We start from the raw sequence: 23,938 nt of genomic DNA, 5'->3' as shown, positions 1-23,938 counted from the left end.
GAACACCAAAATTATTTAATTTTGGCTTCTTTGTAGATCACATGCTGACGTACAACCGGATCGAACTTTTTCAGTTCAAGTTTTTCTGGTTTAGTACGTTTGTTCTTCGTGGTGGTATAGAAGTGACCTGTACCAGCAGAGGAAACCAGCTTGATCTTCTCACGAATACCTTTAGCCATGATTCAGTTCCTTAGTACTCTTAGTACTTCTCACCACGGGCACGCATGTCGGCTAACACCGTATCAATGCCCTTTTTATCAATAATACGCATACCTTTTACAGATACACGCAGAGTAACGAAGCGCTTCTCGCTCTCAACCCAAAAACGGTGTGAGTGCAGGTTCGGAAGGAAACGGCGTTTCGTCGCGTTCATTGCGTGGGAACGGTTGTTACCGGTCACCGGACGCTTTCCAGTTACCTGGCAGACTCGTGACATGTCTATTCTCCAAAAATCAAATCAGCTCGAGCTTTAAAAATTAGGTTTTGGCCGCCTCGTCAGGCTTGCAGCCCGCCAGGCGAGTTCCATGGAACCCGCTAAGCTGGCCTAACCGCCAAACCCGAGATTCTCAAAGGTGGCGTAGTATACGCCGCTCGGCCCAAGTGCTCAAGTCCCGAACAGATAAAGATCCCGAATGATCGTGTAAAAAGCCGCCACCTGGACCAGATTTTCAGGCTCAGAGCCATCCGCGTTCGACAAATGAGACAGATTGACCGTGTCCAATCACCAGATGATCAAGCAACCGGATATTCAATAAGCGACAAGCTTCGCAGATTTTTAGTGTAATGTCGCGGTCAGCCCGGCTGGGTTCAGCAATTCCTGACGGATGGTTATGCGCCACGATGAGCGCAGCCGCGTTGATTTTCAGGGCTTCACGCACAATTTCACGAGGATGGACTTCGACGCTGTTGATGGATCCGGAAAACATTTCTCTGGCCATTAATACCCGATGTTGATTATCTAAAAACAGCACGACAAACACCTCACGCTCCTGCCTGGCCAATAATGTCTGCAGGTACTGACGCGTCGCTGCGGGACTGTCAATTGTGCTCTCACGCGCCAGCTGGCTGGCGAAAAACCGTTTGGCCAGTTCTGCCACTGCGCGCATCTGAATCAACTTGATTTCGCCAGCGCCTTTAATGCCCTTAAAGTCTGCAGCCGTCGCATTAACGATATTATAAAGCGACCCCAGCTCCTGCAGCATCTGCTGCGCCAGCATCATGACAGGAACGCCTTTTGAACCTGTTCGTAAGAAAATCGCTAACAGCTCTACGTCACTTAACGCATCCGCACCCCATTGCTGAAGTTTTTCTCGTGGTGGCAAATTTTTCATTGCTGCTCTCCCTGTCGCCCCCTGTATCATCGCGTGCGAACCTATCCGCCACCAGCGCGTGATTGTGATTCTCCGGCATGTCTCGCAAACGCAGCCATTGAAAAGGTGCATGCCACGTTTTGTGATAAAATTCGGCCATTACACCGTCCCTGCGACGGCAATCGAAAATGAGGTCAACAGCATGATGGGATTAGCCGGTAAAAAAGTTCTTCTGGGCGTCAGTGGTGGAATTGCTGCCTATAAAACCCCCGAGCTGGTCCGTCGTCTGCGCGATCGCGGTGCCGATGTCCGCGTGATGATGACCGAGGGCGCAAAGGCTTTTATCACACCACTCAGCCTGCAGGCCGTCTCCGGTTATCCTGTTTTTGATGATCTGCTTGACCCGGCAGCCGAGGCCGCAATGGGACACATTGAGCTGGCCAAATGGGCTGACCTGATCGTGCTGGCCCCGGCCACGGCCGACCTGATTGCGCGCATTACGGCAGGGATGGCCAATGATTTAGTCACCACTGCCGTGCTGGCAACAGCAGCGCCTGTCGCGATTGTGCCGGCGATGAATCAGCAGATGTATCGCGCTGCCGTAACGCAGGAAAACCTGGTCAGGCTTCAGGCGCGCGGCCTGTTAATTTGGGGGCCAGACAGCGGCAGCCAGGCCTGCGGGGATATTGGCCCCGGTCGCATGCTTGACCCTTTAGCTATCGTTGACCACGCCGTACAGTGGGCCGCGCCCGTCAACGACCTGCAACATCTCAATATTATGATTACCGCGGGTCCCACCCGGGAAGCGATCGACCCCGTGCGTTATATCAGCAACCACAGTTCGGGAAAAATGGGGTTTGCGATTGCGGCGGCGGCGGCAAAGCGCGGCGCCCGCGTTACGCTGGTAAGCGGTCCGGTTGCTCTGCCAACGCCCGCCGGCGTTAAACGAGTGGATGTGACCTCGGCCCTGGAAATGCAGGCGGCGGTAATGGGGGAGATAAACGCACAACATATTTTCATTGCAAGCGCAGCCGTGGCAGACTACCGGGCAATTGAGATCGCGGATGAAAAAATAAAGAAACAGGATGACGATGAGAAAGTCAGCCTGCAGCTCATTAAAAATCCCGATATTGTCGCGGGGGTGGCGGCCTTAACGCAGAGCCGGCCATTTGTGGTTGGATTTGCGGCTGAAACCCAGAATGTGGAAGAATACGCCCGAAAAAAACGCGCGCGTAAAAACCTGGACCTGATTTGTGCTAACGATGTGTCAAAAGCAGGCCACGGGTTCAATAGCGACACCAATGCTCTTCACCTTTTTTGGCAGGAAGGAGAAAAAACCTTACCGCTCAGCGATAAGTCACTCCTTGGTCAACTTTTAATAGACGAGATTGTCAGCCGTTATGATGAAAAAAATAGACGTTAAAATTCTTGATGCGCGCGTCGGCAAAGCGTTTCCCTTGCCGACCTATGCGACACCGGGTTCCGCTGGGTTAGACCTTCGTGCCTGTATTGATGATGTGATGGAAATCGCACCCGGCACAACCACATTAATTCCTACCGGTCTGGCTATTCACATCGCCGATCCGAACCTTGCCGCCGTGATTCTTCCGCGCTCTGGCCTGGGCCACAAACATGGTATTGTCCTGGGTAATCTGGTTGGTCTGATTGATGCCGACTATCAGGGACAACTTATGGTATCGGTATGGAATCGCGGGCAGGAAAGCTTTACGCTTCAGCCGGGCGACCGCATGGCCCAGCTGGTTTTTGTCCCTGTCGTCCAGGCCGAATTCAATCTGGTAGACGAGTTTGACGCCAGCTTGCGCGGTGAAGGTGGCTTCGGTCACTCAGGCCGTCAGTAACCAGCACGACCGATTTTCACTTACGCCAATCTTATTATTTCTCATCGCCCCAAGGCTTTCTCTTGTGGCAGATGCGTAGGTGTTGCCTGTATATGGTGAAATTCAGGGGTTTTTAAGGGCATGGCAGAGAAAAAAGTCGTAAAGCGGAATCGCCGCGAGGAGATTTTGCAGGCGCTGGCGCAGATGCTTGAGTCAAGTGATGGCAGCCAACGCATTACTACTGCAAAACTGGCGGCTAACGTCGGTGTATCGGAGGCGGCGCTTTATCGTCACTTTCCCAGTAAAACGCGGATGTTTGACAGCCTGATCGAATTTATTGAAGACAGTCTGATTACCCGCATCAATCTGATCCTGAAAGATGAAAAAGAAACAATGGCGCGCCTGCGTCTTATTGTGCAACTGATTCTGGGATTTGGTGAGCGTAATCCGGGGCTGACGCGGATTTTGACAGGCCACGCGTTAATGTTTGAACAGGACCGTCTGCAGGGGCGCATTAATCAGCTGTTTGAGCGCATTGAAGTGCAGCTACGCCAGGTGATGCGCGAACGCAAAATGCGCGAAGGTGAAGGCTTTCAAACGGATGAAACCTTACTGGCCAGCCAGCTGCTGGCCCTGTGTGAAGGGCTGTTATCGCGGTACGTCCGTTCCGAGTTCCGGTTTAGCCCAACGGCCGACTTTGACACCCGCTGGCCGCTGATTGCGGCACAACTGGTGTAATACAAAGGCGGGCGCAATGCCCGCCAGTTATCAGACGCCGTACGCCTTTTGGTACGCCCGAACCTGCGCTAAATGATCGGCCATGTGCGTTTTTTCAGCCAGGTAATCAATCAGGTCGTTAAGCGTAATTATCGCGGTAACTTTGCAGGAATAATCCCGTTCCACTTCCTGAATAGCGGAGAGTTCACCCCGGCCGCGTTCCTGACGGTCCAGTGAAATCAGCACGCCCGCCAGGCTGGCATCATGTGCATTGATAATATCCATGGATTCGCGAATCGCCGTGCCGGCCGTGATGACATCATCGACCAGCATCACTTTACCCTGCAACGGGCTTCCCACCAGCAAACCGCCCTCACCATGATCTTTCGCTTCTTTACGATTGAAGCAGTAAGGTACGTCACGATCGTGATGATCGGCTAACGCAACGGCTGTGGTGGTGGCGATAGGGATGCCTTTGTAGGCCGGACCAAATAACAAATCAAAATCGATTCCGCTGTCGACTAACGCCTGCGCATAAAACCGTCCCAGCAGCGCTAAATCCCGGCCCGTGTTAAATAAACCGGCATTAAAAAAATAGGGGCTTTTACGACCCGACTTTAATGTGAACTCACCAAATTTGAGCACCTGCTTATTCAGTGCAAATTCAATAAACTGCCGCTGCCAGGCTTTCATGTCTTACTCCTCAGATAAAAAAAAGGCGACTCTGTGGTCGCCTGTTACCTTAACTTTCCAGCGCCGCTTTCTGGGCCTGAATCAATTCTTCAATACCGCCACGCGCTAACGCCAGTAATGCCAGCAGTTCTTCGTGGCTAAAGGGTTCACCTTCAGCGGTGCCCTGCACCTCAATCATGCGGCCATCTTCCATCATGACGACATTCATATCCGTTTCAGCGGCAGAGTCCTCAACATATTCAAGGTCACACAACGCTTCACCATTGACAATCCCCACTGACACGGCGGCAACCATGCCTTTCATCGGATTCGCTTTCAGCTTACCACTCGCGACCAGGGCATTAAGCGCATCTGCCAGGGCTACACAGGCGCCAGTAATGGAAGCCGTACGTGTACCGCCATCGGCCTGAATGACGTCACAATCGAGCGTAATCGTGTATTCACCGAGCATGGTGAGATCGACCGCAGCACGCAGTGAACGGGCGATCAGGCGCTGAATTTCAAGCGTGCGACCACCCTGTTTGCCTTTCGCGGCTTCACGCGCCATACGACTGTGAGTAGAACGCGGCAACATGCCATATTCGGCAGTGACCCAGCCCTGGCCCTGCCCTTTGAGAAAGCGCGGAACTCCTTCATCCACCGTTGCAGTGCAGAGCACTTTGGTTTCACCGAATTCCACCAGAACGGAGCCCTCTGCGTGTTTAGTGTAATTGCGGGTCAATGTGACTGGACGCACCTGATGTGCGCTACGGCCTGCTGGACGCATGGTTATCTCCGGCTTGCTAATGATTGGCTGCGTATTATACGGACTTCCTGGCCTGCTGTCTCTTGCAGTGGTCAGTGCAGCCTGGGATGAAATTCATGCCGGAGTATGGCTAAATGCCTTACCTTTTCCTGCATATCCGCTAACTGACTAAACTATGACCGCTCTTCTTCATTTCCTGCTGGCGCTGGTGGTAATTTTTGCCCTTGCGCTACTGGTCAGTCATGACCGAAAACGCATTCGCCTGCGCTTTATCATTCAACTGATTGTTGTAGAAGCCGCACTGGGCTGGTTCTTTCTTCACTCAGCCAGTGGACTGGCGCTGGTAGGCACGGTGGGGCATTTCTTTGAAACGCTGCTGCGTTTTGCTGCACAGGGCACGGAATTTGTGTTTGGTGGCATGAGTCAGCAGGGACTGGCCTTTATCTTCCTTGGCGTGCTCTGCCCTATTATTTTTATTTCCGCACTGATTGGTATTTTGCAACACTGGCGCATTCTGCCGTTACTGATTCGGGTTGTTGGCACGCTGTTATCAAAAGTTAACGGCATGGGAAAACTGGAGTCTTTTAATGCGGTAAGCACGCTGGTGCTGGGCCAGTCAGAGAACTTCATTGCCTATAAAGGTATTTTGGCCGATATCCCACCACGCCGACTTTACACCATGGCGGCAACCGCGATGTCTACCGTTTCGCTGTCGATTGTTGGTGCGTATATGTCGATGATCGAGGCCAAATATGTCGTTGCGGCTCTCCTGCTTAACATGTTCAGCACGTTTATCATCCTGTCGATTATTAACCCCGGCAAAGGCAGTAATGAGCAGGCTATTCCGCTGGATAAATTACACGAAGATCAGAGTTTCTTTGAAATGCTGGGGGAATACATCCTCGCTGGTTTCAAAGTCGCGATGATTATTCTGGCCATGCTGATTGGTTTTATTGCCTTAATCGCGGCTATCAACGCCCTGTTTGCCACCCTGTTTGGGTACAGTTTCCAGCAGCTTCTTGGCTATGTTTTTTATCCTTTTGCCTGGCTGATTGGCATTCCCGCTACCGATGCATTACAGGCTGGCAGTATTATGGCCACGAAGCTGGTGGCGAATGAATTCGTCGCCATGATTGAACTGAAAAAGATAGCGGCAGGCATGACGCCACGCGGATTGGGCATCCTGTCTGTTTTCCTGGTTTCCTTCGCGAACTTTGCTTCTATTGGAATTGTTGCGGGCGCGATAAAAGGCCTGAACGAACAACAAGGCAATGTCGTCTCAAGGTTTGGCTGGAAACTGGTCTATGGTTCCACCCTGGTCAGCCTGCTTTCCGCTGCATTTGCCGGACTGTTTATCTGATGGACTCAACGGCGGCACTGGCCGCCGTTTGTCCCTAAAAACTAATGCAGGCTGGCGTATCCACGCGCATAACCGATTCCTGACCAAACTGTTTTTTATAGCGAGCACGCAGCGCTTCGACACGACTGTTGCTGTCACTGTCGAACTGATAGATAAGCACTAACGCCTTGCTTTTCTCACGTGCTAACTGACCGTTTTCGCCCAGCCATTGGCCCTGCGCATCATAAACAGACAAGCCAGACCTGAAGCGCGGTGTTACCTCTTTATCGACAAAATTCATCCAGTCCAGTGCGCTCACATTGCCGCCCTGCGGCTTACTGAGACCAAACCACAATGTGGTTTGCATCATGACCTCACCGCCGGCGCACACCGGAACGGGTCGGGTAGAAGGCGGATATGATGGTGATGATGGAGACGGCGACTGACAGCCCACAAGCAGCAGGCTGAGTATGAGTGGAAGAGACGGTACGCGCGACATAAAAAGAGGGCCTCAACGAGTAAACCAGTAATTAGCATAAGTGGCTGTTGAGAAAAGCGGAAACATTTTGTTATCGCATCCTGTACACGCTTACACCTGTTCTGGTCAGCCTTGCCTCGTTATACTGGCCTCAACCTTATTTAAAAAAAGAGTAACGCTTATGATCCGCAGTATGACCGCCTATGCCCGCCGTGAAATTAAGGGCGACTGGGGCAGCGCCGCCTGGGAGTTGCGTTCTGTCAATCAACGTTATCTTGAAACCTATATTCGTCTGCCTGAACAGTTTCGCGGACTGGAACCGATGATCAGGGAGCGCATTCGCCAGCGACTGACGCGTGGAAAAATCGAATGTAATCTGCGCTTCGAGGCCGATCCTGGCGCGCAGGGCGAACTGATGCTCAATGAGTCACTGGCCAAACAACTGGTTCAGGCGGCTAACTGGGTCAAACTGCAGACCGATGAGGGCGTTATCAATCCGCTGGATATTCTGCGCTGGCCGGGCGTCATGGCAGCACCTGAACAGGATTTGGATGCAATTAATACTCAGCTGATTCAGGCGCTGGATGGCGCGCTGGATGATTTCATCGCCGCACGTGAAAGCGAAGGCAGCGCTCTGAAGGCACTGATCGAGCAGCGGCTGGAAGCGGTAACGCATGAGGTCAGCAAAGTCCGCGCTCAACTGCCCGATGTGATTAAGTGGCAGCGGGAGCGCCTGATCGCCAAACTGGAAGATGCTGAGGTGCAGCTTGAAAATAATCGCCTTGAGCAGGAATTGGTGATGATGGCACAACGTGTCGATGTCGCAGAAGAGCTGGATCGTCTGGATGCGCACGTTAAAGAGACCTATAACATTCTGAAGAAAAAAGAGGCGGTAGGCCGTCGTCTTGACTTTATGATGCAGGAGTTCAACCGCGAGTCAAACACACTGGCTTCAAAATCCATTAATGCAGAAATTACGAATTCAGCGATTGAGCTAAAAGTGTTGATTGAACAGATGCGAGAGCAGATTCAGAATATTGAGTAATCAGGCTATCTGTCGTCATTTGGCAACCTTACCAGAAAAAGTCCGCGTAGATGCGGACTTCTTTTATTTTTTCAGCCATTAAACAGGTGTATAACAATAATCGCTTGATTCGGTTAACGTTGTCAGTCTTTATTGAAATTAGCCCGTTTTATAAGGATGGAAAAATTTCCAGTCAGATGATGCCAGGCATTTTTTAACAAAACTACCGAGGCGTTGGTTTTTCTATAGCTGGTTTAAATATTTCACTTTGAAAAAAATAGCAGGCTATATATCTACCCGTTTTCCCCCTCTCCGTCACAGCCTGCTCAGGCAAAGAAAAGATCCAGTCCGTTAAAAAAATAACCGTGCCACTATTTCAGGCGATGCGTGGACGTCTTTCTCAAATCGCGGCGCGATCACAATTGTGAATAAAATAACAACAGAAAGGAAACAAATACACCTATTCGACTAAAGTTTTAATAAGGATTGCCGTTATTTAAGTAACCCCCACCTGAGATCGCCATTATGAAAAAATCAGCCGTTTTACTCGCATTACTCATGCTATCACCCCTTTCATTTGCCACAAGTGGACAAATTAACTTCAGGGGCGCTATTGTCGAAAGTCCTTGCGACACGCTGATTGCGCCCAACCAGATACAGCAAAGCTGCACACGAGGAGGAAAGACCGTTATTAATAAGGTCAGTCTGAACAATGCCCAGCAACCCATGCCTTATAAACTTGGCACGGTGCAGGTCAGGCAAACTGGTAACGTTAAAATGATGACGGTCAGCTACAATTAACGCTGCTTTATCGTTATTTTAATGGGTACGGCTTATCGGCTAAACCCGCCTCTGGATAAGGTCAAATAACATGATTAGGACAGGATGCCTCTCATAAGGTGAGATGACTGGCGCAGAAGCGATTGTCATCTCCGTTATTTTACCTTTTACCAATGACAGCCAAATTCCTGTTCAATTTTTCAACTTTCGCCATAATGGAATGTAAGTTTTTCGAAAAGAGTACATTTTTTATTGCAGAACCGTCCTAATTTTTATTGCTCTCTTTGCATCGCCTGTTAAAAGCATAAAAATACAATCTATTGTTTTATAGATAATTTAAATAAAAAAAGCGCTATCTTTCTTCTGATTATGACGCTGTCAATCCCTCATTTTATTCCTCGCTGTAACTGACGCTTCCTGTGCTTTAAGGCACTTTTTGATAAAGTGTGGGTCGTAGTCAGTACAGCTGTACCGCTTGAGAACTTAAGGAATGGGTCTTTTTGCGCTACATCCATTACTTCCTTAAGGTTCATAATGAAAAACACCAGGCAGTTTAGTCGTTCCCTTTTACATCCCCGCTATTGGTTTACGTGGTTTGGTCTTGGCATTCTTTGGCTGTTGGTTCAACTCCCCTATCCTGTGCTGATGCGACTTGGCGCAGGTGCCGGCCGGCTTTCCCGCCATTTTCTTCAGCGCAGAGAGCGCATTACGCGCCGTAATATTGAACTCTGCTTTCCGGATATCAGTGACGAAGATAAAGAAATCATGATTGCGGGAAATTTTGCCTCTCTCGGCATGGCACTGATGGAAACGGGTATCGCCTGGTTCTGGCCAGACCATGCCGTTAAACGACTGTTCAACGTCTCGGGCCTGTCAAACCTCTACTCAGCCCAGAATGAGCGTCGTGGTGTAATGCTCATCGGCATCCATTTCATGTCGCTGGAGCTGGGTGGTCGCATCAGCGGGTTGTGTCAGCCGATGATGGCAATGTACCGTCCCCATAATAACCACGCGATGGAGTACGTACAGACCAGAGGCCGTATGCGTTCGAATAAAGCGATGATTGACCGTCGCGATCTGAGAGGGATGGTGCAGGCGCTGAAACAAGGTGAATCCGTCTGGTTTGCGCCTGACCAGGATTACGGTCCCAAAGGCAGTACGTTTGCCCCCTTGTTTGCTGTAGAAAAAGCCGCGACGACCAACGGTACCTATGTGTTGTCCCGGTTGGCTAAGCCCGCTATGGTTCCAATTATGCTGATTCGTAATCCTGGCAATGATGGCTATAAGCTGATTATTGAACCGATTCTGGAAAATTACCCGCATGCGGATGAAGCCGCAGCCGCAGCTTATATGAATAAAGTGATTGAGAACCAAATCATGCGAGCGCCTGAGCAATACCTCTGGCTACATCGCCGCTTCAAAACGCGTCCGCCTGGCGAAGCCTCTCTTTACGTATAGACAGACATAAAGCAGGTTTCGGCCTGCTTTTTCGTGTGACAGACCTCTCTGTTAATTTGGAGGCTTCCTTCTGACGGCCTGTTTTCACTATTACCGCGATAATCCTGCCTCCCTGCCACGGGCTCTGTTCGCCTTCTTAGCCCGAACTCAGATCCAGACTGAGCCATAAATCGTACGCATTACAAATATTTTCGCAGTCAACATGCATTAGCAGTATATCGGGTCTGAATGCTTACCCTTCGGTTATTATTTGCCCTTGCTTAAGCATGCTGTATGGGAAAAATCCTGGAGAATGACGGGCGAACCCGTGTATGTACGGCTTATTTAACGTTTTTTTATTTTTTTCATGTATTGCTTCAGTTTCCAGACTTAACGAAAAAAGAAAAAAAGAGAACGCTGTGATAAGGCCTGTGCAAATAATGCTGTAAATGATGAATATTATTTCCTTAGTCAAATCACATATCAGATTTTCCTTATGATGTTAACTTTCATAAAACGCGCTATAAATCATCTGCACACAGCAAAGCTATTCAAAACATAACAGCATGACATTTCCGGCGAACATTATTTCCGCCGGAAAATTTAAGCAATTTAAAATGAACGGATAATAACAATGACAACAGGGGAAATTCATCACCAGGGGAACGTTTATTATTAGCAGTATGCTTTAACACACAGCTCATTATAAAGATAAAAATTTAATTTATTAAATTATAGTAATGCCAGCGCGGTCCTGATGAATACTCATCGGCGCAGCGCCCTACTACTCTGCCCGGCGAGAAAAAAATGACAACACGAAAAATAAATCTGGAAAACGTCAAGTGGCCTTTTCTTTCATCGGTCAAAATGCTGAGTATGGGTGTGTTACAACTTTCAGTATTGGGAAAAGTCCTGCAGGCCGATACCTATAATCTGCTGGCGGTCGTCATTACAGGCTTGATGGTTATTGACACACTGGCCGATCGTGGTTTTTCCAATACGTTGATTCGATATGCACCGCTGCCAGTAAAAACGCTGTCCGTGCTTTACTGGGGCAATATATTCATGGGCCTAGTCATTTTTTCTGCCCTTTTTACTTGCGGTCTTATGCTTGAACATATGTTTGGGCTACCCGAGGTGGCCAGGGTTGTTGAAATCGCATCGGTCATCTTTATTATTATTCCTCAGGGCCAGTCTTATCGCGCCCTGATGCAGCGTGAAAAGCAATTCTCTGATATCGCTTTTTGCGAGATCGCCTCTGTATTTGTCGGCCTGATCATTACACTATTGACCCTATGGCTGGCGCCTTCCGTTTTATGTGCTTTATGGGGCTATCTGGCAATGGCATCAGTGAGAATGCTGACGTATTGCTTTTATGGTCGTAAATGGTTTCGACCCGACTATGACTTCAACCTGAAAGCGTTCTTTCAGCTTCATATGAAGCACTGACAAACCGCTATTGGCTGGAAGCAGCCCGACGGTAAAAGCAGGAAAACGTGCTGTTAACCGGTACGTTTTCCTTAATAAAACCCACCACTTTTCATTTCAGACACCTTCTGTGTGCGTTGTTGTCCTCTTTATCCTTATTCTCACCTTACTTCCCCCCGCATTTAGCCCACGGACAGGTCCCCATGCTCTGCTTTGCGTGGTTTGCTTTCTCTGTCTGTCACCACATAATGTCGCCGACGGGCAAGGGTTCAACGTTGTAAACAGGCTGGCGTCATATCGGCGAAAAGTTCGCATCACGACGTTTTTTAACTCGTCTCCGTGTAAAAACCGATACAGCCTTTTGATAATAAAGGGATTACTCTTGCCCGCATAATTTTTACTAATACTTTAACTCTTAATAACAGAAAAACTCAGTCGCGCCGTTTTTGTCAGTGGCGTAGCCTTGCCGCCGTTTTCCTGGAGCCTGCTATGTTACTTACTGTTCTTTATATTATTGGGATCACCGCCGAGGCGATGACAGGTGCGCTTGCCGCAGGTCGCCGTAAAATGGATCTGTTCGGCGTCATTATCATTGCTTCCGTTACCGCGATAGGCGGAGGCTCCGTGCGCGATATATTGCTGGGGCACTATCCGCTTGGCTGGGTCAAACATCCTGAGTACATCATGATCGTGGCCGCTGCCGCTGTAGTAACGACTTTTTTGGCACCGCTAATGACGCACCTGCGCAAAGTGTTTCTGGTATTGGATGCGCTGGGCCTGGTGGTATTTTCGATTATTGGCGCGCAGGTGGCACTGGACTCAGGCCACGCCATGATCATCGCCGCAATCAGCGCCGTGATCACAGGCGTCTTTGGCGGCGTTTTACGCGATATGTTTTGTAACCGCATCCCACTGGTGTTCCAAAAAGAGCTGTACGCCGGCATCGCTTTTGCAGCGGGCTGGATGTATATCCTGCTCCTGAAAACGCCGCTGCCGCATGAAGCAGTGGTGATTATCACCTTACTCTTCGGCTTCTTTGCGCGTCTGCTGGCGCTGAGATTCCGTCTCGGGCTGCCCATCTTCAATTACCCTCATCCTGAGCACTGATGAAGAAGGAATGCCCTGCTGCTGCAAAAAGTGGATTAACGCTCTGAGCCCGGCATCCTGAAACTGCGACGTAATCTGCTCTGCCCGGCGTGCGCCAACGCCCGGCAGAGATTGCCAGGCCTGTTTATCACGGGCAAGAATGCTTTCCCAGTCGCCGTCGGCCAATGACAGTAGCGCCTTTTGTGGCAACGCCACACCTAACGCGCTAACCCAGCGGCGCAAAGGCTGTTGACGGGTCAAACTGAATTGATGCCAGATTTGCTGCGCTCTTTCGGGTGAAATACTCGCTGCTGTCGCGATCTGTTCGGGGGTTAAGGCAAGCCACGCAAACAGATGTGTAATCAAACCCGTTTCCAGTAACCGTTGCCAGGTGCTGCGTTGCACGCCCGCAATATTCAGCACCGATTTTTGACTCAACCAACTCAGGCGCGCCAGTAACTGACGATGGCACTGCGGTGCTAAAACATAACAACTCAGCGACGTGAAACGATCCGTCTGAGGCGGCTCAGGATAGTCACGTTGCGCAACGCGCCAGATAACGCGATCCAGACGTGGAATGCCTTGGCCGGCAAGGCTGACCGTCACCTGGTCGCCCGCAATAATGTCCCGCTCTCGCCAGCGTTTTAGTGAGCCGATGCTGACTCGCCTGACGATTTTGTCATCCAGTTGAACGGGTTGCAGGTTGAGTACGACCGCGATTTTTCCCGTTCGCCCGATTGAGAAATCAACGGAACGGACCTCAGTGCTGACCTCAGGAGGCGGGTATTTCCAGGCGACAGCCCACTCGCCTTCACCGGGCCGCCAGTGTTTGCCTGCAGGCCGGGCCGTCTGATGCACAACAATGCCATCGGTTACAAAAGGCAGTGGCGCGTGAAACCAGCGCTCGCGCCATTCAGCCGCGTCCTCTTCATCCTGAACAGGCTGACTCCATTGACGGGCAAGGCTAAACCCCCAATCCGATAAACGCGTCAGTCTTTCCCGCATGGCATCAGGTCCGTCAGGCCATCCCCAGATAAAAATGCCCAGTTGTGTCAAAAGCGGTGTGGCGTCATTACGCAACATTGCGCCTGCGACCAGAGCCCTGGCATTCTTCCCGCCGTCAACCGCCTGGTGATGACCGGTCATCTGCAAAAAGAGTTCGCCCTGTAAAACCACGCTCTCTTCATCGCTGTCAATCTCCAGCGGAATAGCAGGGATCAGCCTGGCTTTTTCGACCCACTCCTCACCGTGTAAGCCGTCGCCACGACTGATGAATGACACCAGTTTCCCGTGCCGATAGACCAGCGAAACGGCCACGCCATCGACTTTGGGCTGCACCCAGAGATCCCGGCGTGGCTGCATCCAATAGCCTAAAGCACGCTTATCCCAAACCTTTTTGACACCAGTATGCGCAACGGGATGCCAGCGCGTGCCATCGTTGGGCAATACCGGTACATCCTCTTTCTCACCCGTCCTGAAGCAGCGTTGCCAGTGATTGAGCCGCGTCTGCAGGCTATCGTAGTCGGCATCGGCCACGGGTGAATGGCCTTGCTGATAATACGCCGCGTCCCACTGCCGGAGCTGTTGTTGTAAATGGTCAATCTCCTTTGCCGCTCGACCCGGCGTCCAGGTCGGGCACAGCGCCCCAAACGCGGAAAATGTGCTGGCTGTTATGAGCAGCCCGGCGGCTAAGCATCCTTTCATCCCTGACCTCCTGATGTTTAGGATATTCAACCGCCAAAACAGCCGGTTCAGCCAGCCCCGCTTCCCGGTTCTGGAACGCCTCCTGGAAAATGAATACCTATTTACAGCCTGCGAAACAGTGGTTGCGGCGCACCCCGCATAAACTTTTCGTGATGAGGGCGGTGCAAACGCTGCGTGGCGCGGGGAAGCCGTGTATACTGTGCAGGAAATCGACTCCGCAATTAATCAATTCAAGAACATCATGGCCCAAGGTACGCTCTATATTGTTTCTGCTCCTAGCGGCGCAGGAAAATCCAGCCTTATTCAGGCACTGTTAAAAACGCAGCCGCTGTACGATACGCAAGTGTCTGTTTCGCACACCACTCGCGGCATGCGCCCCGGTGAAGCGCACGGTGAGCATTACTTCTTTGTGCAAAAGCATGAGTTTGAAAAAATGATTGCGGAAGATGCTTTCCTTGAACACGCGAAAGTTTTCGATAACTACTACGGCACGTCGCGCAAGGCGATCGAACAGGTGCTGGCAACCGGCGTCGATGTTTTCCTTGATATAGACTGGCAGGGCGCACAGCAAATTCGCGCTAAAATGCCCGACGCGCGCAGTATATTTGTCCTGCCTCCTTCTAAAGAAGAGCTGGATCGTCGCCTGCGCGGCCGCGGTCAGGACAGCGAAGAGGTGATTGCCCGTCGTATGGCGCAAGCCGTGGCCGAAATGAGCCACTATGGCGAATACGATTATTTAATTGTGAATGATGATTTTGATCTGGCGTTATCCGATCTGAAGACCATTATTCGTGCAGAACGTCTGCGCATGGCCCGCCAGAAAGCGCGCCATGATGCTTTAATCAGCAAACTGTTGGCAGTCTGAACCCAGTTTCAGTATGATGCCGAGTCATTTCTTCATCTGTGGAGTAGCACACCTATGGCACGCGTAACCGTTCAGGACGCAGTAGAAAAAGTTGGTAATCGTTTTGACCTGGTGTTGGTCGCTGCACGTCGTGCACGTCAGATGCAGGTAGGCGGCAAAGATCCGCTGGTTCCGGAAGAGAACGATAAACCGACCGTTATCGCATTGCGCGAAATCGAAGAAGGTCTGGTCACCAATCAGATTTTAGATGTGCGTGATCGTCAGGAGCAGCAAGAGCAGGAAGCCGCTGAGTTACAGGCCGTTACCGCTATCGCTGAAGGTCGTCGTTAACCGCGAACTGCAGGTCAACCTTGTATCTGTTTGAAAGTCTCAATCAACTGATTGAACAATACTTGCCTGAGGACCAGATCAAGCGCCTCAAGCAAGCCTATCTCGTATCACGTGATGCCCACGAGGGACAGACACGCTCCAGCGGTGAGCCTTACATTACCCATCCTGTTGCGGTGGCGTGCATTCTGGCGGAAATGAAGCTCGACCATGAAACCCTCATGGCCGCGCTTTTGCACGACGTCATTGAAGATACGCCAGCGACCTATCAGGATATGGAACAACTGTTTGGCAAAAGCGTAGCTGAACTGGTTGAAGGCGTTTCGAAGCTGGATAAGCTGAAGTTCCGTGATAAAAAAGAGGCGCAGGCAGAAAACTTCCGCAAGATGATTATGGCGATGGTGCAGGACATCCGCGTTATTCTCATCAAGCTGGCTGACCGCACCCACAACATGCGTACGCTCGGGTCCTTACGCCCTGATAAACGTCGTCGCATCGCGCTGGAAACGCTGGAAATATACAGCCCACTGGCGCACCGCCTGGGTATTCATCACCTTAAAACGGAACTGGAAGAGCTGGGTTTTGAAGCGCTCTATCCGAACCGTTTTCGGGTAATTAAAGAGGTCGTGAAAGCGGCCCGCGGCAACCGTAAAGAGATGATTCAAAAAATCCTCTCCGAAATCGACGGCCGTTTGCAGGAAGCCGGTATTCCCTGCCGGGTAAGTGGTCGCGAAAAGCACCTTTACTCGATTTACCGCAAAATGACGCTGAAAGAGCAGCGTTTTCACTCGATCATGGATATCTATGCCTTTCGCGTCATCGTGAAAGATCTGGATACCTGTTATCGCGTACTGGGCCAGATGCACAGCTTATATAAGCCGCGTCCGGGCCGGGTCAAAGATTACATTGCTATCCCCAAGGCTAACGGCTATCAATCGCTGCATACCTCTATGATCGGGCCGCATGGCGTGCCGGTTGAGGTGCAAATCCGTACCGAAGATATGGATCAGATGGCCGAAATGGGGGTGGCGGCACACTGGGCCTATAAACAGGCCGGTGAAAGCGGCACAACCGCGCAGGTGCGTGCGCAACGCTGGCTGCAAAGCCTGCTGGAGCTGCAACAAAGTGCCGGTAGCTCATTTGAATTCATCGAAAGCGTCAAATCCGATCTCTTCCCGGATGAAATCTATGTCTTTACACCGGAAGGCCGTATCGTCGAGCTGCCTACCGGGGCAACGCCTGTCGATTTTGCCTACGCGGTCCATACCGATATTGGTCATGCCTGCGTTGGCGCGCGCGTTGATCGCCAGCCTTATCCGCTGTCGCAGCCGCTTACCAGCGGCCAGACCATCGAGATCATCACAGCGCCTGGTGCGCGTCCTAACGCGGCCTGGCTTAACTTTGTCGTCAGTTCCAAAGCCCGCGCGAAGATTCGTCAGTTGCTGAAAAACCTGAAGCGCGAAGACTCGGTGAATCTGGGGCGTCGCCTGCTCAGCCATGCGTTGGGTGGCAGTCGTAAACTGGCGGAGGTGCCAGCCGAAAACATCAAGCAGGAGCTTGATCGGATGAAGCTGACCTCACTGGACGATCTGTTAGCCGAAATCGGCCTGGGTAATGCCATGAGCGTGGTCGTCGCCAAGAATCTGTTGCAGACCGACACCAGCGCGCTCAACAACAAAAAACAAGGCAAGCTGCCGATTAAAGGGGCAGACGGCGTCCTCATTACTTTTGCAAAATGCTGTCGCCCCATTCCAGGCGATCCTATCGTTGCCCACGTCAGCCCGGGCAAGGGCCTGGTCGTTCACCATGAGTCCTGTCGCAATATTCGTGGCTATCAAAAAGAGCCCGAAAAATTCATGCCTGTGGAGTGGGATAAAGTTACAGAGCAGGAGTTTGTCGCAGAGATAAAGGTGGATATGTTTAACCACCAGGGCGCACTGGCCAACCTGACGGCCGCCATCAATACGGCGGGCTCCAATATTCAGAGCCTGAATACGGAAGAACGCGATGGCCGTGTTTACAGTGCTTTTATTCGTCTGACCGCACGCGATCGCGTCCACCTGGCCAATATCATGCGTAAAATCCGTGTGATGCCGGATGTGATTAAAGTTCACCGCAACCGTAACTAGTGCATGAATCCTCAACGTTTTGCCCGAATTCAGGAAATGCTGGCCTTGCGCCAGCACGACCTTACCGTCTGCATGGAGCAGGTACATAAGCCGCACAATGTTTCTGCTGTCATTCGCACCGCGGATGCTGTCGGTATCCATGAAGTCCATGCCGTATGGCCAGGCCAACGCATGCGAACGCAGGCCTCAGCCTCGGCTGGCAGCAACAGTTGGGTAAACGTAGTAACGCACCGCTCAATCAGCGACGCGATTAGCCACCTCAAAATGCAAGACATGCAGATACTGGCGACGAACCTGTCGGCGGATGCTGTGGATTTTCGTGAGATTGACTACACCAAACCTACCTGCATTTTGATGGGTCAGGAAAAAACGGGCATTACCGATGAAGCCCTGGCGCTGGCCGACCACCATATCATTATCCCGATGGTGGGTATGGTCCAGTCGCTTAACGTTTCCGTTGCCTCTGCCCTGATTCTGTATGAAGCCCAGCGCCAGCGGCAGAATGCTGGCATGTACCGTCGTCAGTCCAGCCTCCTGGCAGAGAAAGAGCAACAGCGTCTGCTGTTTGAGGGCGGCTATCCCGTTCTGGCGCGCGTGGCAAAACATAAGCGGATGCCTTATCCCCATATTAACGCGCAGGGTGACATTGAAGCCGATGAGAGTTGGTGGGCCGCCATGCAGTCAACGGGCAGACGTCAGAAATGAAAGGCCGTCTGCTGGATGCCATCCCGCTCAGTACCCTGACCGGCGTCGGCGCCAGTCAGGCAGCAAAGCTGGCTAAAATCGGCCTGCACACCATTCAGGATTTACTGCTTCACCTTCCTCTGCGTTATGAAGATCGTACGCAGTTATATGCCATTAACGACCTGTTGCCCGGCATTTGGGCGACCGTGGAAGGCGAAGTCCTGCATACCGATATCACTTTTGGCCGTCGGCGCATGATGGTCTGTCAGATCGGGGATGGCAGTGGCGTTTTAACGCTGCGCTTTTTCAACTTCAATGCCGGCATGAAAAACAGCCTCGCGCCGGGCCGACGTGTCACCGCTTACGGCGAAATCAAACGCGGTCAGCGCGGCGCAGAAATCATCCATCCGGAATACCGCGTACAGGGCGAGCACAGCCATGTCACGCTGGAAGAAACGCTGACACCCGTCTATTCCACGACCGAGGGCATTCGTCAGGCGACCCTGCGCAGCCTGACCGATCAGGCTTTAACCCTGCTGGATAGCTGTGCCATCACAGAACTTTTGCCGCAGGCGTTAAGCGACGGGCTGTTAAGCCTGCCTGAAGCCCTTCGCACGCTGCACCGCCCGCCGCCGGACCTCAAACTCAGCGAGCTCGAGAGTGGGCAGCATCCCGCACAGCGCAGGCTGATTCTGGAAGAACTGCTGGCGCATAACCTCAGTATGCTGGCCGTCAGGGCCGGCGCACAGCGCCATTACGCCCTGCCGATGCCTGCCCGGCATACATTGAGTGACCGGTTACTGGCCGCCCTGCCGTTTTCCCCCACGGCAGCCCAAAAACGCGTTGTCGCAGAGATCGAAAAAGACTTAGAGAATGACTTCCCCATGCTGCGCCTGGTACAGGGAGACGTCGGTTCAGGTAAAACCCTGGTTGCCGCGCTCGCCGCGCTGAACGTTATCGCCCACGGTAAGCAGGTGGCCCTGATGGCACCTACAGAGTTACTGGCTGAACAACACGCCAATAATTTTCGCCAGTGGCTGGCACCGCTTGGCCTTGAGGTCGGCTGGCTGGCGGGCAAACAAAAGGGCAAAGCGCGACAGGCCCAGCAAGAGGCGATTGCCAGCGGGCAGGTTGCGATGGTGGTCGGCACGCATGCCCTGTTCCAGGAGCAGGTGAAGTTTAACGGGCTGGCGCTGGTCATCATTGATGAGCAACACCGCTTTGGCGTGCATCAGCGACTGGCATTATGGGAAAAAGGAGAAGAGCAGGGTTTTCATCCCCACCAGCTCATCATGACAGCGACGCCGATCCCGCGCACGCTGGCCATGACCGCCTACGCCGATCTTGATACCTCAACCATTGATGAGCTGCCGCCAGGCAGAACACCGGTGACCACCGTAGCGATCCCTGACAGTCGTCGTAATGAGATCATTGAGCGTGTGCAAAAGGCCTGTCACGAGGGCCGTCAGGCTTACTGGGTCTGTACGTTAATTGAAGAGTCAGACCTGCTGGAAGCTCAGGCTGCGGAAGCCACATGGGAAGAACTCAAAGTGGCGCTGCCTGATTTGCAGGTCGGGCTGGTTCATGGCCGTATGAAGCCAGCGGAGAAGCTGGCGGTCATGCAGGCTTTCAAAGCCAACGAAATCCAGCTGTTAGTTGCTACAACCGTCATCGAAGTCGGTGTGGACGTGCCGAACGCCAGCCTGATGATTATTGAAAATCCGGAACGACTTGGCCTGGCGCAACTGCACCAGCTACGTGGTCGCGTAGGACGTGGCGCGGTCGCCTCTCATTGTGTTCTGCTGTACAAAGCGCCGCTGAGCAAGACGGCCCAGAAGCGTTTGCAGATGTTGCGTGACAGCAATGACGGTTTCGTGATTGCTCAGCATGATTTAGAGATTCGTGGCCCGGGGGAGCTACTGGGAACACGCCAGACCGGTAATGCGGAGTTTAAAGTTGCCGATCTGCTGCGCGATCAGGCCATGATCCCTGAAGTCCAGCGCGTCGCTCGTCATATTCACGAACATTATCCTGAGCAGGCGCAGGCGCTGATTGAGCGTTGGCTGCCCGAAACCGGCCGCTACAGCAACGCCTGACCTTTTTTTGCAACCGTGAGCAAACGTTTGCTTTTGATCCGGGGACGATTACAATCGCCTCACTTTTTTTGGGAACCATGACGATGTCGACCACACAGCAACCAGCCCCCACCACCGCCAGTAAAAGTGAACTGATCTATCGCCTGGAAGATCGTCCGCCGCTAACGCAAACCTTGTTTGCAGCCGGACAACACCTTCTGGCGATGTTTGTTGCGGTGATCACGCCCGCGCTGCTCATCTGCCAGGCGCTCGGTTTACCGGCGCAGGATACACAGCACATTATCAGCATGTCCCTGTTCGCGTCCGGTGTGGCATCGGTACTGCAAATCAAAACCTGGGGACCGATCGGTTCAGGGTTACTCTCCATTCAGGGCACCAGCTTTAACTTTGTCACACCGCTGATTATGGGGGGAATGGCGCTGAAAAATGGCGGCGCGGACGTACCCACAATGATGGCGGCGCTGTTTGGTACATTGATGGTAGCCTCCTGTACGGAAATGGTGCTGTCGCGCGTGCTGCATCTGGCACGCCGCATCATCACGCCGTTAGTCTCAGGTATTGTGGTGATGATTATCGGCTTATCCCTGATTCAGGTCGGCCTTACCTCTATCGGCGGCGGGTTTGCTGCGATGAACGATCACAGCTTCGGCGCGCCGAAAAACCTGCTGTTAGCCGGTGCCGTGCTGGTGGTGATTATCCTGCTGAATCGCCAGAAAAACCCCTATCTTCGCGTTGCGTCGCTGGTGATTGCGATGGCGGTGGGCTACCTGCTGGCCTGGGCAATGGGCATGCTACCCACCCTCAGCACGCCTGCCGGACAGCCGATCGTAGCGTTCCCCACTCCGCTCTATTACGGCCTGGGATTTGACTGGAATCTGCTAATCCCGCTGATGCTGGTCTTTATGGTGACCTCGCTGGAAACCATTGGGGACATCACCGCCACTTCGGATGTCTCTGAACAGCCGGTCAGCGGCCCGTTATACATGAAGCGCCTGAAAGGCGGTGTGCTGGCAAACGGCCTGAACTCTTTTGTATCTGCCCTGTTTAATACCTTTCCTAACTCCTGCTTTGGCCAGAATAATGGCGTGATTCAGCTGACTGGCGTTGCCAGCCGCTACGTGGGATTTGTTGTCGCGCTGATGCTGATCCTGTTGGGACTGTTCCCGGCAGTGAGCGGACTGGTACAGCACATTCCTGAGCCCGTGCTGGGCGGCGCTACGATTGTGATGTTTGGCACAATCGCCGCATCCGGTGTCCGTATCGTTTCCCGGGAGCCGCTGAATCGCCGGGCTATCATGATTATCGCGCTGTCGCTGGCGGCAGGACTCGGTGTTTCCCAGCAGCCCCTGATTCTGCAATTTGCACCCGACTGGCTGAAAACGTTACTCTCTTCCGGTATCGCTGCGGGTGGGATTACCGCGATTGTGCTGAATCTTATCTTCCCACCCGAAAAGTAGCGTTCAAGGCAGGCGGCAACCCGCCTGCTATTTCGGCTGATTTACATCCAGGCGGTTGAGCTATAACGATAATTCAGGCATAACAACCTTTCAGCGGACTGAACCCGGGAAGGATACGATGAAATTTATAGGAAAGTTTTTCCTCACCTTATTGTTACTGCTGCTGTTTGCGCTGATCGTCGTCTATGTTCTGCTGCAAACTCAGTGGGGCGCGGGCTGGTTTAGCCGTTGGGTGAGTGATAAAACAGAATGGCATCTGTCGCTGAGCAAAATTGAGCACAATTTTTCTTCACCTACGCACATTATTCTGGATGACTTCAGCTTTGGTCATGACGGCCAGCCTGCCGTACTGGTGGCCAAACGCGTCGACCTTGGCATCGCCCTGTTACAGTTCAGCGATCCGTTTCATTTTGCCAGCATAGAATTACGTGACGGCGAGGTAAACCTTGCTAACCTGGCGAACAAAAGCGCACTGCCCATGCAGGCAAACCGCCTGCAGTTAAACAACATGCGCATCGACAGCCCTGCCTCAGCGCTACCGCTGGCGGCACAGCAGGTGAATGGCGGCATTGTGCCCTGGCATCCGCAGGCCGGTGATTTGCTGGGTCGTGATGCGCAATTCCAGATGAGCGCGGCCAGGATGACGCTCAACAGCGTTGACGGTGAAAACGTGCTGATTCAGGGTAATGTGTCCCAGGGCCGCATGGTATTTAGCAACATTGGGGCGGACTTAGCACGCGGTTCAATGACCGGTAACGGTGAGCGCGACGCGCAGGGTAACTGGAAGATTAATCAACTGCGTCTGAACGATATCCGTCTGCAAACGGCGCATACGCTTGTCGATTTCCTGAAACCGTTTGAAGAAGTACCCTCAGTTACGCTCAACCGGGTTGATATTACCGATGCCCGGCTCCAGGGCCCTGACTGGGCGGTGACCGATCTCGATCTGACGCTGAAAAATCTGAGCTGGAAGGGCCGGGACTGGCAGAGCCAGGACGGATCGCTGGCCATGAATGCCGGTAACTTTATTAACGGGCGCTTCGAACTTAACGATCCCATCATCAACATGGATTTCTCGCCTCAGGGGATTGCCCTGACGCAGTTCAGCTCGCGCTGGGCCAATGGCGTTATCCGGGCTGACGGCAACTGGTCACGTCAGGATAAACGGTTAACGCTGAATAATCTGGCGGTGGCCGGGCTGGAATATACCTTGCCTCAGAACTGGCGGGCGTTATGGCAGGATGCCCTGCCTGACTGGCTGGATGCCGTAACCGTGACGCGCTTTACCTCGAACCGCAATTTACTGATCGATATTAATCCGGCCTTCCCTTTCCAGCTCACTTCACTGGATGGCAGCGGCGAAAATCTGCAGCTGGCCCGTCAGCATCAATGGGGAATCTGGTCAGGTAAGCTGAGTCTGAACGCGGCGGAGTCGACCTTCAATCGTACGGATTTACGTCATCCTTCTGTCGCACTGGAGGCTGATGAACAACAAATTAAGGTGACAGAGCTCAGTGCGTTTAGTGGTAAAGGGTTGCTGGAAGGCACGGCGACCATAGGGCAGCAGGCTGATCGACCTGTCAGCCTGAACCTGACGGGACGCGGCGTGCCCGTTAATGTTCTGCAAAACTGGGGCTGGCCGGCGCTTCCCTTGCAGGGTGACAGCAATTTGCAGCTGCGCCTGAACGCCTCACTGAAAGCGAATCAGCCGCTGGCCCCGTCGGTTAACGCGACACTGTCCGTAACCACAGACAGCCAGCAGCTACAGCAGAGCATGCAGGCCGGACAGGTCCGCTAACGC

General features: G+C 52.4%; 23 protein-coding genes. 16 read left to right on the top strand and 7 right to left on the bottom strand.

Features of this window, described 5'->3' with window-relative positions:
• Positions 1 to 11 precede the first annotated feature (11 nt).
• From rpmG to radC, 3 genes are all read right to left on the bottom strand, one after another.
• On the bottom strand, positions 12 to 179 hold the full coding sequence (gene rpmG / locus G5574_RS14105) for a 50S ribosomal protein L33 (protein WP_001051798.1): 168 nt from the start codon (positions 177 to 179) through the stop codon (positions 12 to 14).
• 20 nt (positions 180 to 199) lie between these two features.
• Entirely contained in the window at positions 200 to 436 is a 237-nt protein-coding gene (rpmB, locus tag G5574_RS14100) for a 50S ribosomal protein L28 (protein WP_006121249.1), read from the bottom strand.
• 238 nt (positions 437 to 674) lie between these two features.
• The gene (gene radC, locus G5574_RS14095) at positions 675 to 1,331 is read right to left on the bottom strand and encodes a RadC family protein (protein WP_164482762.1); all 657 of its coding nucleotides are present in this window, start codon (positions 1,329 to 1,331) and stop codon (positions 675 to 677) included.
• A 181-nt stretch (positions 1,332 to 1,512) separates the two neighbouring features.
• On the opposite strand from radC, the gene coaBC reads away from it, so the two are divergent.
• The 3 genes from coaBC (at position 1,513) to slmA (ending at position 3,886) form a co-directional block, all read left to right on the top strand.
• Entirely contained in the window at positions 1,513 to 2,733 is a 1,221-nt protein-coding gene (gene coaBC / locus G5574_RS14090; protein WP_058701585.1) for a bifunctional phosphopantothenoylcysteine decarboxylase/phosphopantothenate--cysteine ligase CoaBC, read from the top strand.
• On the top strand, positions 2,711 to 3,169 hold the full coding sequence (gene dut, locus G5574_RS14085; protein WP_033738053.1) for a dUTP diphosphatase: 459 nt from the start codon (positions 2,711 to 2,713) through the stop codon (positions 3,167 to 3,169). The genes coaBC and dut overlap by 23 nt, the downstream gene beginning before the upstream one ends.
• 120 nt (positions 3,170 to 3,289) lie before the next feature.
• Positions 3,290 to 3,886, top strand: coding sequence for a nucleoid occlusion factor SlmA (gene slmA / locus G5574_RS14080; protein ID WP_006121245.1), 597 nt, complete (start codon positions 3,290 to 3,292; stop codon positions 3,884 to 3,886).
• A 30-nt stretch (positions 3,887 to 3,916) separates the two neighbouring features.
• Here the strand turns inward: slmA and pyrE are convergent, their stop codons facing one another.
• Together pyrE and rph are read right to left on the bottom strand one after the other, a co-directional pair.
• A complete protein-coding gene (gene pyrE, locus G5574_RS14075) occupies positions 3,917 to 4,558 on the bottom strand; it encodes an orotate phosphoribosyltransferase (RefSeq protein WP_006121244.1) in 642 nt (213 codons plus the stop codon).
• Positions 4,559 to 4,607: 49 nt separating this feature from the next.
• Positions 4,608 to 5,324: a ribonuclease PH gene (gene rph / locus G5574_RS14070; protein ID WP_033738052.1), complete on the bottom strand. Its 717-nt coding sequence runs from the start codon at positions 5,322 to 5,324 to the stop codon at positions 4,608 to 4,610.
• Positions 5,325 to 5,478: 154 nt separating this feature from the next.
• On the opposite strand from rph, the gene G5574_RS14065 reads away from it, so the two are divergent.
• Complete coding sequence (locus G5574_RS14065) at positions 5,479 to 6,663, top strand: NupC/NupG family nucleoside CNT transporter (protein ID WP_039342462.1); 1,185 nt, start codon at positions 5,479 to 5,481, stop codon at positions 6,661 to 6,663.
• Positions 6,664 to 6,697: 34 nt separating this feature from the next.
• On the opposite strand, the gene G5574_RS14060 is transcribed toward G5574_RS14065, so the two are convergent.
• Positions 6,698 to 7,141, bottom strand: coding sequence for a DUF3574 domain-containing protein (locus tag G5574_RS14060; protein ID WP_164482761.1), 444 nt, complete (start codon positions 7,139 to 7,141; stop codon positions 6,698 to 6,700).
• A gap of 160 nt (positions 7,142 to 7,301) precedes the next feature.
• Between G5574_RS14060 and G5574_RS14055 the strand changes: the two genes are divergently transcribed.
• From G5574_RS14055 to G5574_RS14035, 5 genes are all read left to right on the top strand, one after another.
• On the top strand, positions 7,302 to 8,165 hold the full coding sequence (locus G5574_RS14055; protein ID WP_033738048.1) for a YicC/YloC family endoribonuclease: 864 nt from the start codon (positions 7,302 to 7,304) through the stop codon (positions 8,163 to 8,165).
• A gap of 504 nt (positions 8,166 to 8,669) precedes the next feature.
• Complete coding sequence (locus tag G5574_RS14050; RefSeq protein ID WP_033738047.1) at positions 8,670 to 8,945, top strand: hypothetical protein; 276 nt, start codon at positions 8,670 to 8,672, stop codon at positions 8,943 to 8,945.
• Positions 8,946 to 9,458: 513 nt separating this feature from the next.
• Positions 9,459 to 10,382 (top strand): kdo(2)-lipid IV(A) palmitoleoyltransferase, encoded by a 924-nt coding sequence (lpxP, locus tag G5574_RS14045; protein WP_033738046.1) that lies wholly within the window; start codon positions 9,459 to 9,461, stop codon positions 10,380 to 10,382.
• 786 nt (positions 10,383 to 11,168) lie between these two features.
• A complete protein-coding gene (locus G5574_RS14040; RefSeq protein WP_033738045.1) occupies positions 11,169 to 11,810 on the top strand; it encodes an oligosaccharide flippase family protein in 642 nt (213 codons plus the stop codon).
• Positions 11,811 to 12,278: 468 nt separating this feature from the next.
• A complete protein-coding gene (locus G5574_RS14035) occupies positions 12,279 to 12,896 on the top strand; it encodes a trimeric intracellular cation channel family protein (protein WP_006121350.1) in 618 nt (205 codons plus the stop codon).
• Here the strand turns inward: G5574_RS14035 and ligB are convergent.
• Positions 12,810 to 14,579 carry an NAD-dependent DNA ligase LigB gene (gene ligB, locus G5574_RS14030; RefSeq protein WP_164482760.1) on the bottom strand — a complete coding sequence of 590 codons (1,770 nt, stop codon included), beginning with the start codon at positions 14,577 to 14,579 and terminating at the stop codon, positions 12,810 to 12,812. The genes G5574_RS14035 and ligB overlap by 87 nt on opposite strands.
• Before the next feature lie 241 nt (positions 14,580 to 14,820).
• On the opposite strand from ligB, the gene gmk reads away from it, so the two are divergent.
• The 7 genes from gmk to G5574_RS13995 all read left to right on the top strand — a co-directional run bounded on the left by gmk (position 14,821) and on the right by G5574_RS13995 (position 23,935).
• On the top strand, positions 14,821 to 15,444 hold the full coding sequence (gene gmk / locus G5574_RS14025; protein ID WP_006121348.1) for a guanylate kinase: 624 nt from the start codon (positions 14,821 to 14,823) through the stop codon (positions 15,442 to 15,444).
• Between the two features lie 54 nt (positions 15,445 to 15,498).
• Positions 15,499 to 15,774, top strand: a complete 276-nt coding sequence (gene rpoZ, locus G5574_RS14020; protein ID WP_003851346.1) for a DNA-directed RNA polymerase subunit omega — start codon at positions 15,499 to 15,501, stop codon at positions 15,772 to 15,774.
• Between the two features lie 20 nt (positions 15,775 to 15,794).
• A complete protein-coding gene (gene spoT, locus G5574_RS14015; protein WP_006121343.1) occupies positions 15,795 to 17,900 on the top strand; it encodes a bifunctional GTP diphosphokinase/guanosine-3',5'-bis pyrophosphate 3'-pyrophosphohydrolase in 2,106 nt (701 codons plus the stop codon).
• A 3-nt stretch (positions 17,901 to 17,903) separates the two neighbouring features.
• Positions 17,904 to 18,605 (top strand): tRNA (guanosine(18)-2'-O)-methyltransferase TrmH, encoded by a 702-nt coding sequence (trmH, locus tag G5574_RS14010; RefSeq protein WP_164482759.1) that lies wholly within the window; start codon positions 17,904 to 17,906, stop codon positions 18,603 to 18,605.
• Positions 18,602 to 20,680 (top strand): ATP-dependent DNA helicase RecG, encoded by a 2,079-nt coding sequence (recG, locus tag G5574_RS14005; protein ID WP_164482758.1) that lies wholly within the window; start codon positions 18,602 to 18,604, stop codon positions 20,678 to 20,680. Before trmH ends, recG begins: the two co-directional genes overlap by 4 nt.
• A gap of 83 nt (positions 20,681 to 20,763) precedes the next feature.
• Entirely contained in the window at positions 20,764 to 22,137 is a 1,374-nt protein-coding gene (locus G5574_RS14000; RefSeq protein WP_006121340.1) for a nucleobase:cation symporter-2 family protein, read from the top strand.
• A gap of 118 nt (positions 22,138 to 22,255) precedes the next feature.
• Positions 22,256 to 23,935 carry an AsmA family protein gene (locus tag G5574_RS13995; protein ID WP_033738039.1) on the top strand — a complete coding sequence of 560 codons (1,680 nt, stop codon included), beginning with the start codon at positions 22,256 to 22,258 and terminating at the stop codon, positions 23,933 to 23,935.
• Positions 23,936 to 23,938: the final 3 nt, after the last annotated feature.

Origin of the sequence: Pantoea stewartii, assembly GCF_011044475.1 — a bacterium.
Classification (GTDB): Bacteria; Pseudomonadota; Gammaproteobacteria; order Enterobacterales; family Enterobacteriaceae; genus Pantoea; species Pantoea stewartii.
Note: the sequence above shows the minus strand (reverse complement) of the source record. Positions and strands in the feature narration are given on the sequence as shown.

Bases quoted from the DNA above. Each gene is read 5' to 3' on its own strand.
- rpmG (WP_001051798.1), bottom strand. From the start codon at position 179: ATGGCTAAAGGTATTCGTGAGAAGATCAAGCTGGTTTCCTCTGCTGGT.
- rpmB (WP_006121249.1), bottom strand. From the start codon at position 436: ATGTCACGAGTCTGCCAGGTAACTGGAAAGCGTCCGGTGACCGGTAAC.
- radC (WP_164482762.1), bottom strand. From the start codon at position 1,331: ATGAAAAATTTGCCACCACGAGAAAAACTTCAGCAATGGGGTGCGGAT.
- coaBC (WP_058701585.1), top strand. From the start codon at position 1,513: ATGATGGGATTAGCCGGTAAAAAAGTTCTTCTGGGCGTCAGTGGTGGA.
- dut (WP_033738053.1), top strand. From the start codon at position 2,711: ATGATGAAAAAAATAGACGTTAAAATTCTTGATGCGCGCGTCGGCAAA.
- slmA (WP_006121245.1), top strand. From the start codon at position 3,290: ATGGCAGAGAAAAAAGTCGTAAAGCGGAATCGCCGCGAGGAGATTTTG.
- pyrE (WP_006121244.1), bottom strand. From the start codon at position 4,558: ATGAAAGCCTGGCAGCGGCAGTTTATTGAATTTGCACTGAATAAGCAG.
- rph (WP_033738052.1), bottom strand. From the start codon at position 5,324: ATGCGTCCAGCAGGCCGTAGCGCACATCAGGTGCGTCCAGTCACATTG.
- G5574_RS14065 (WP_039342462.1), top strand. From the start codon at position 5,479: ATGACCGCTCTTCTTCATTTCCTGCTGGCGCTGGTGGTAATTTTTGCC.
- G5574_RS14060 (WP_164482761.1), bottom strand. From the start codon at position 7,141: ATGTCGCGCGTACCGTCTCTTCCACTCATACTCAGCCTGCTGCTTGTG.
- G5574_RS14055 (WP_033738048.1), top strand. From the start codon at position 7,302: ATGATCCGCAGTATGACCGCCTATGCCCGCCGTGAAATTAAGGGCGAC.
- G5574_RS14050 (WP_033738047.1), top strand. From the start codon at position 8,670: ATGAAAAAATCAGCCGTTTTACTCGCATTACTCATGCTATCACCCCTT.
- lpxP (WP_033738046.1), top strand. From the start codon at position 9,459: ATGAAAAACACCAGGCAGTTTAGTCGTTCCCTTTTACATCCCCGCTAT.
- G5574_RS14040 (WP_033738045.1), top strand. From the start codon at position 11,169: ATGACAACACGAAAAATAAATCTGGAAAACGTCAAGTGGCCTTTTCTT.
- G5574_RS14035 (WP_006121350.1), top strand. From the start codon at position 12,279: ATGTTACTTACTGTTCTTTATATTATTGGGATCACCGCCGAGGCGATG.
- ligB (WP_164482760.1), bottom strand. From the start codon at position 14,579: ATGAAAGGATGCTTAGCCGCCGGGCTGCTCATAACAGCCAGCACATTT.
- gmk (WP_006121348.1), top strand. From the start codon at position 14,821: ATGGCCCAAGGTACGCTCTATATTGTTTCTGCTCCTAGCGGCGCAGGA.
- rpoZ (WP_003851346.1), top strand. From the start codon at position 15,499: ATGGCACGCGTAACCGTTCAGGACGCAGTAGAAAAAGTTGGTAATCGT.
- trmH (WP_164482759.1), top strand. From the start codon at position 17,904: ATGAATCCTCAACGTTTTGCCCGAATTCAGGAAATGCTGGCCTTGCGC.
- recG (WP_164482758.1), top strand. From the start codon at position 18,602: ATGAAAGGCCGTCTGCTGGATGCCATCCCGCTCAGTACCCTGACCGGC.
- G5574_RS14000 (WP_006121340.1), top strand. From the start codon at position 20,764: ATGTCGACCACACAGCAACCAGCCCCCACCACCGCCAGTAAAAGTGAA.
- G5574_RS13995 (WP_033738039.1), top strand. From the start codon at position 22,256: ATGAAATTTATAGGAAAGTTTTTCCTCACCTTATTGTTACTGCTGCTG.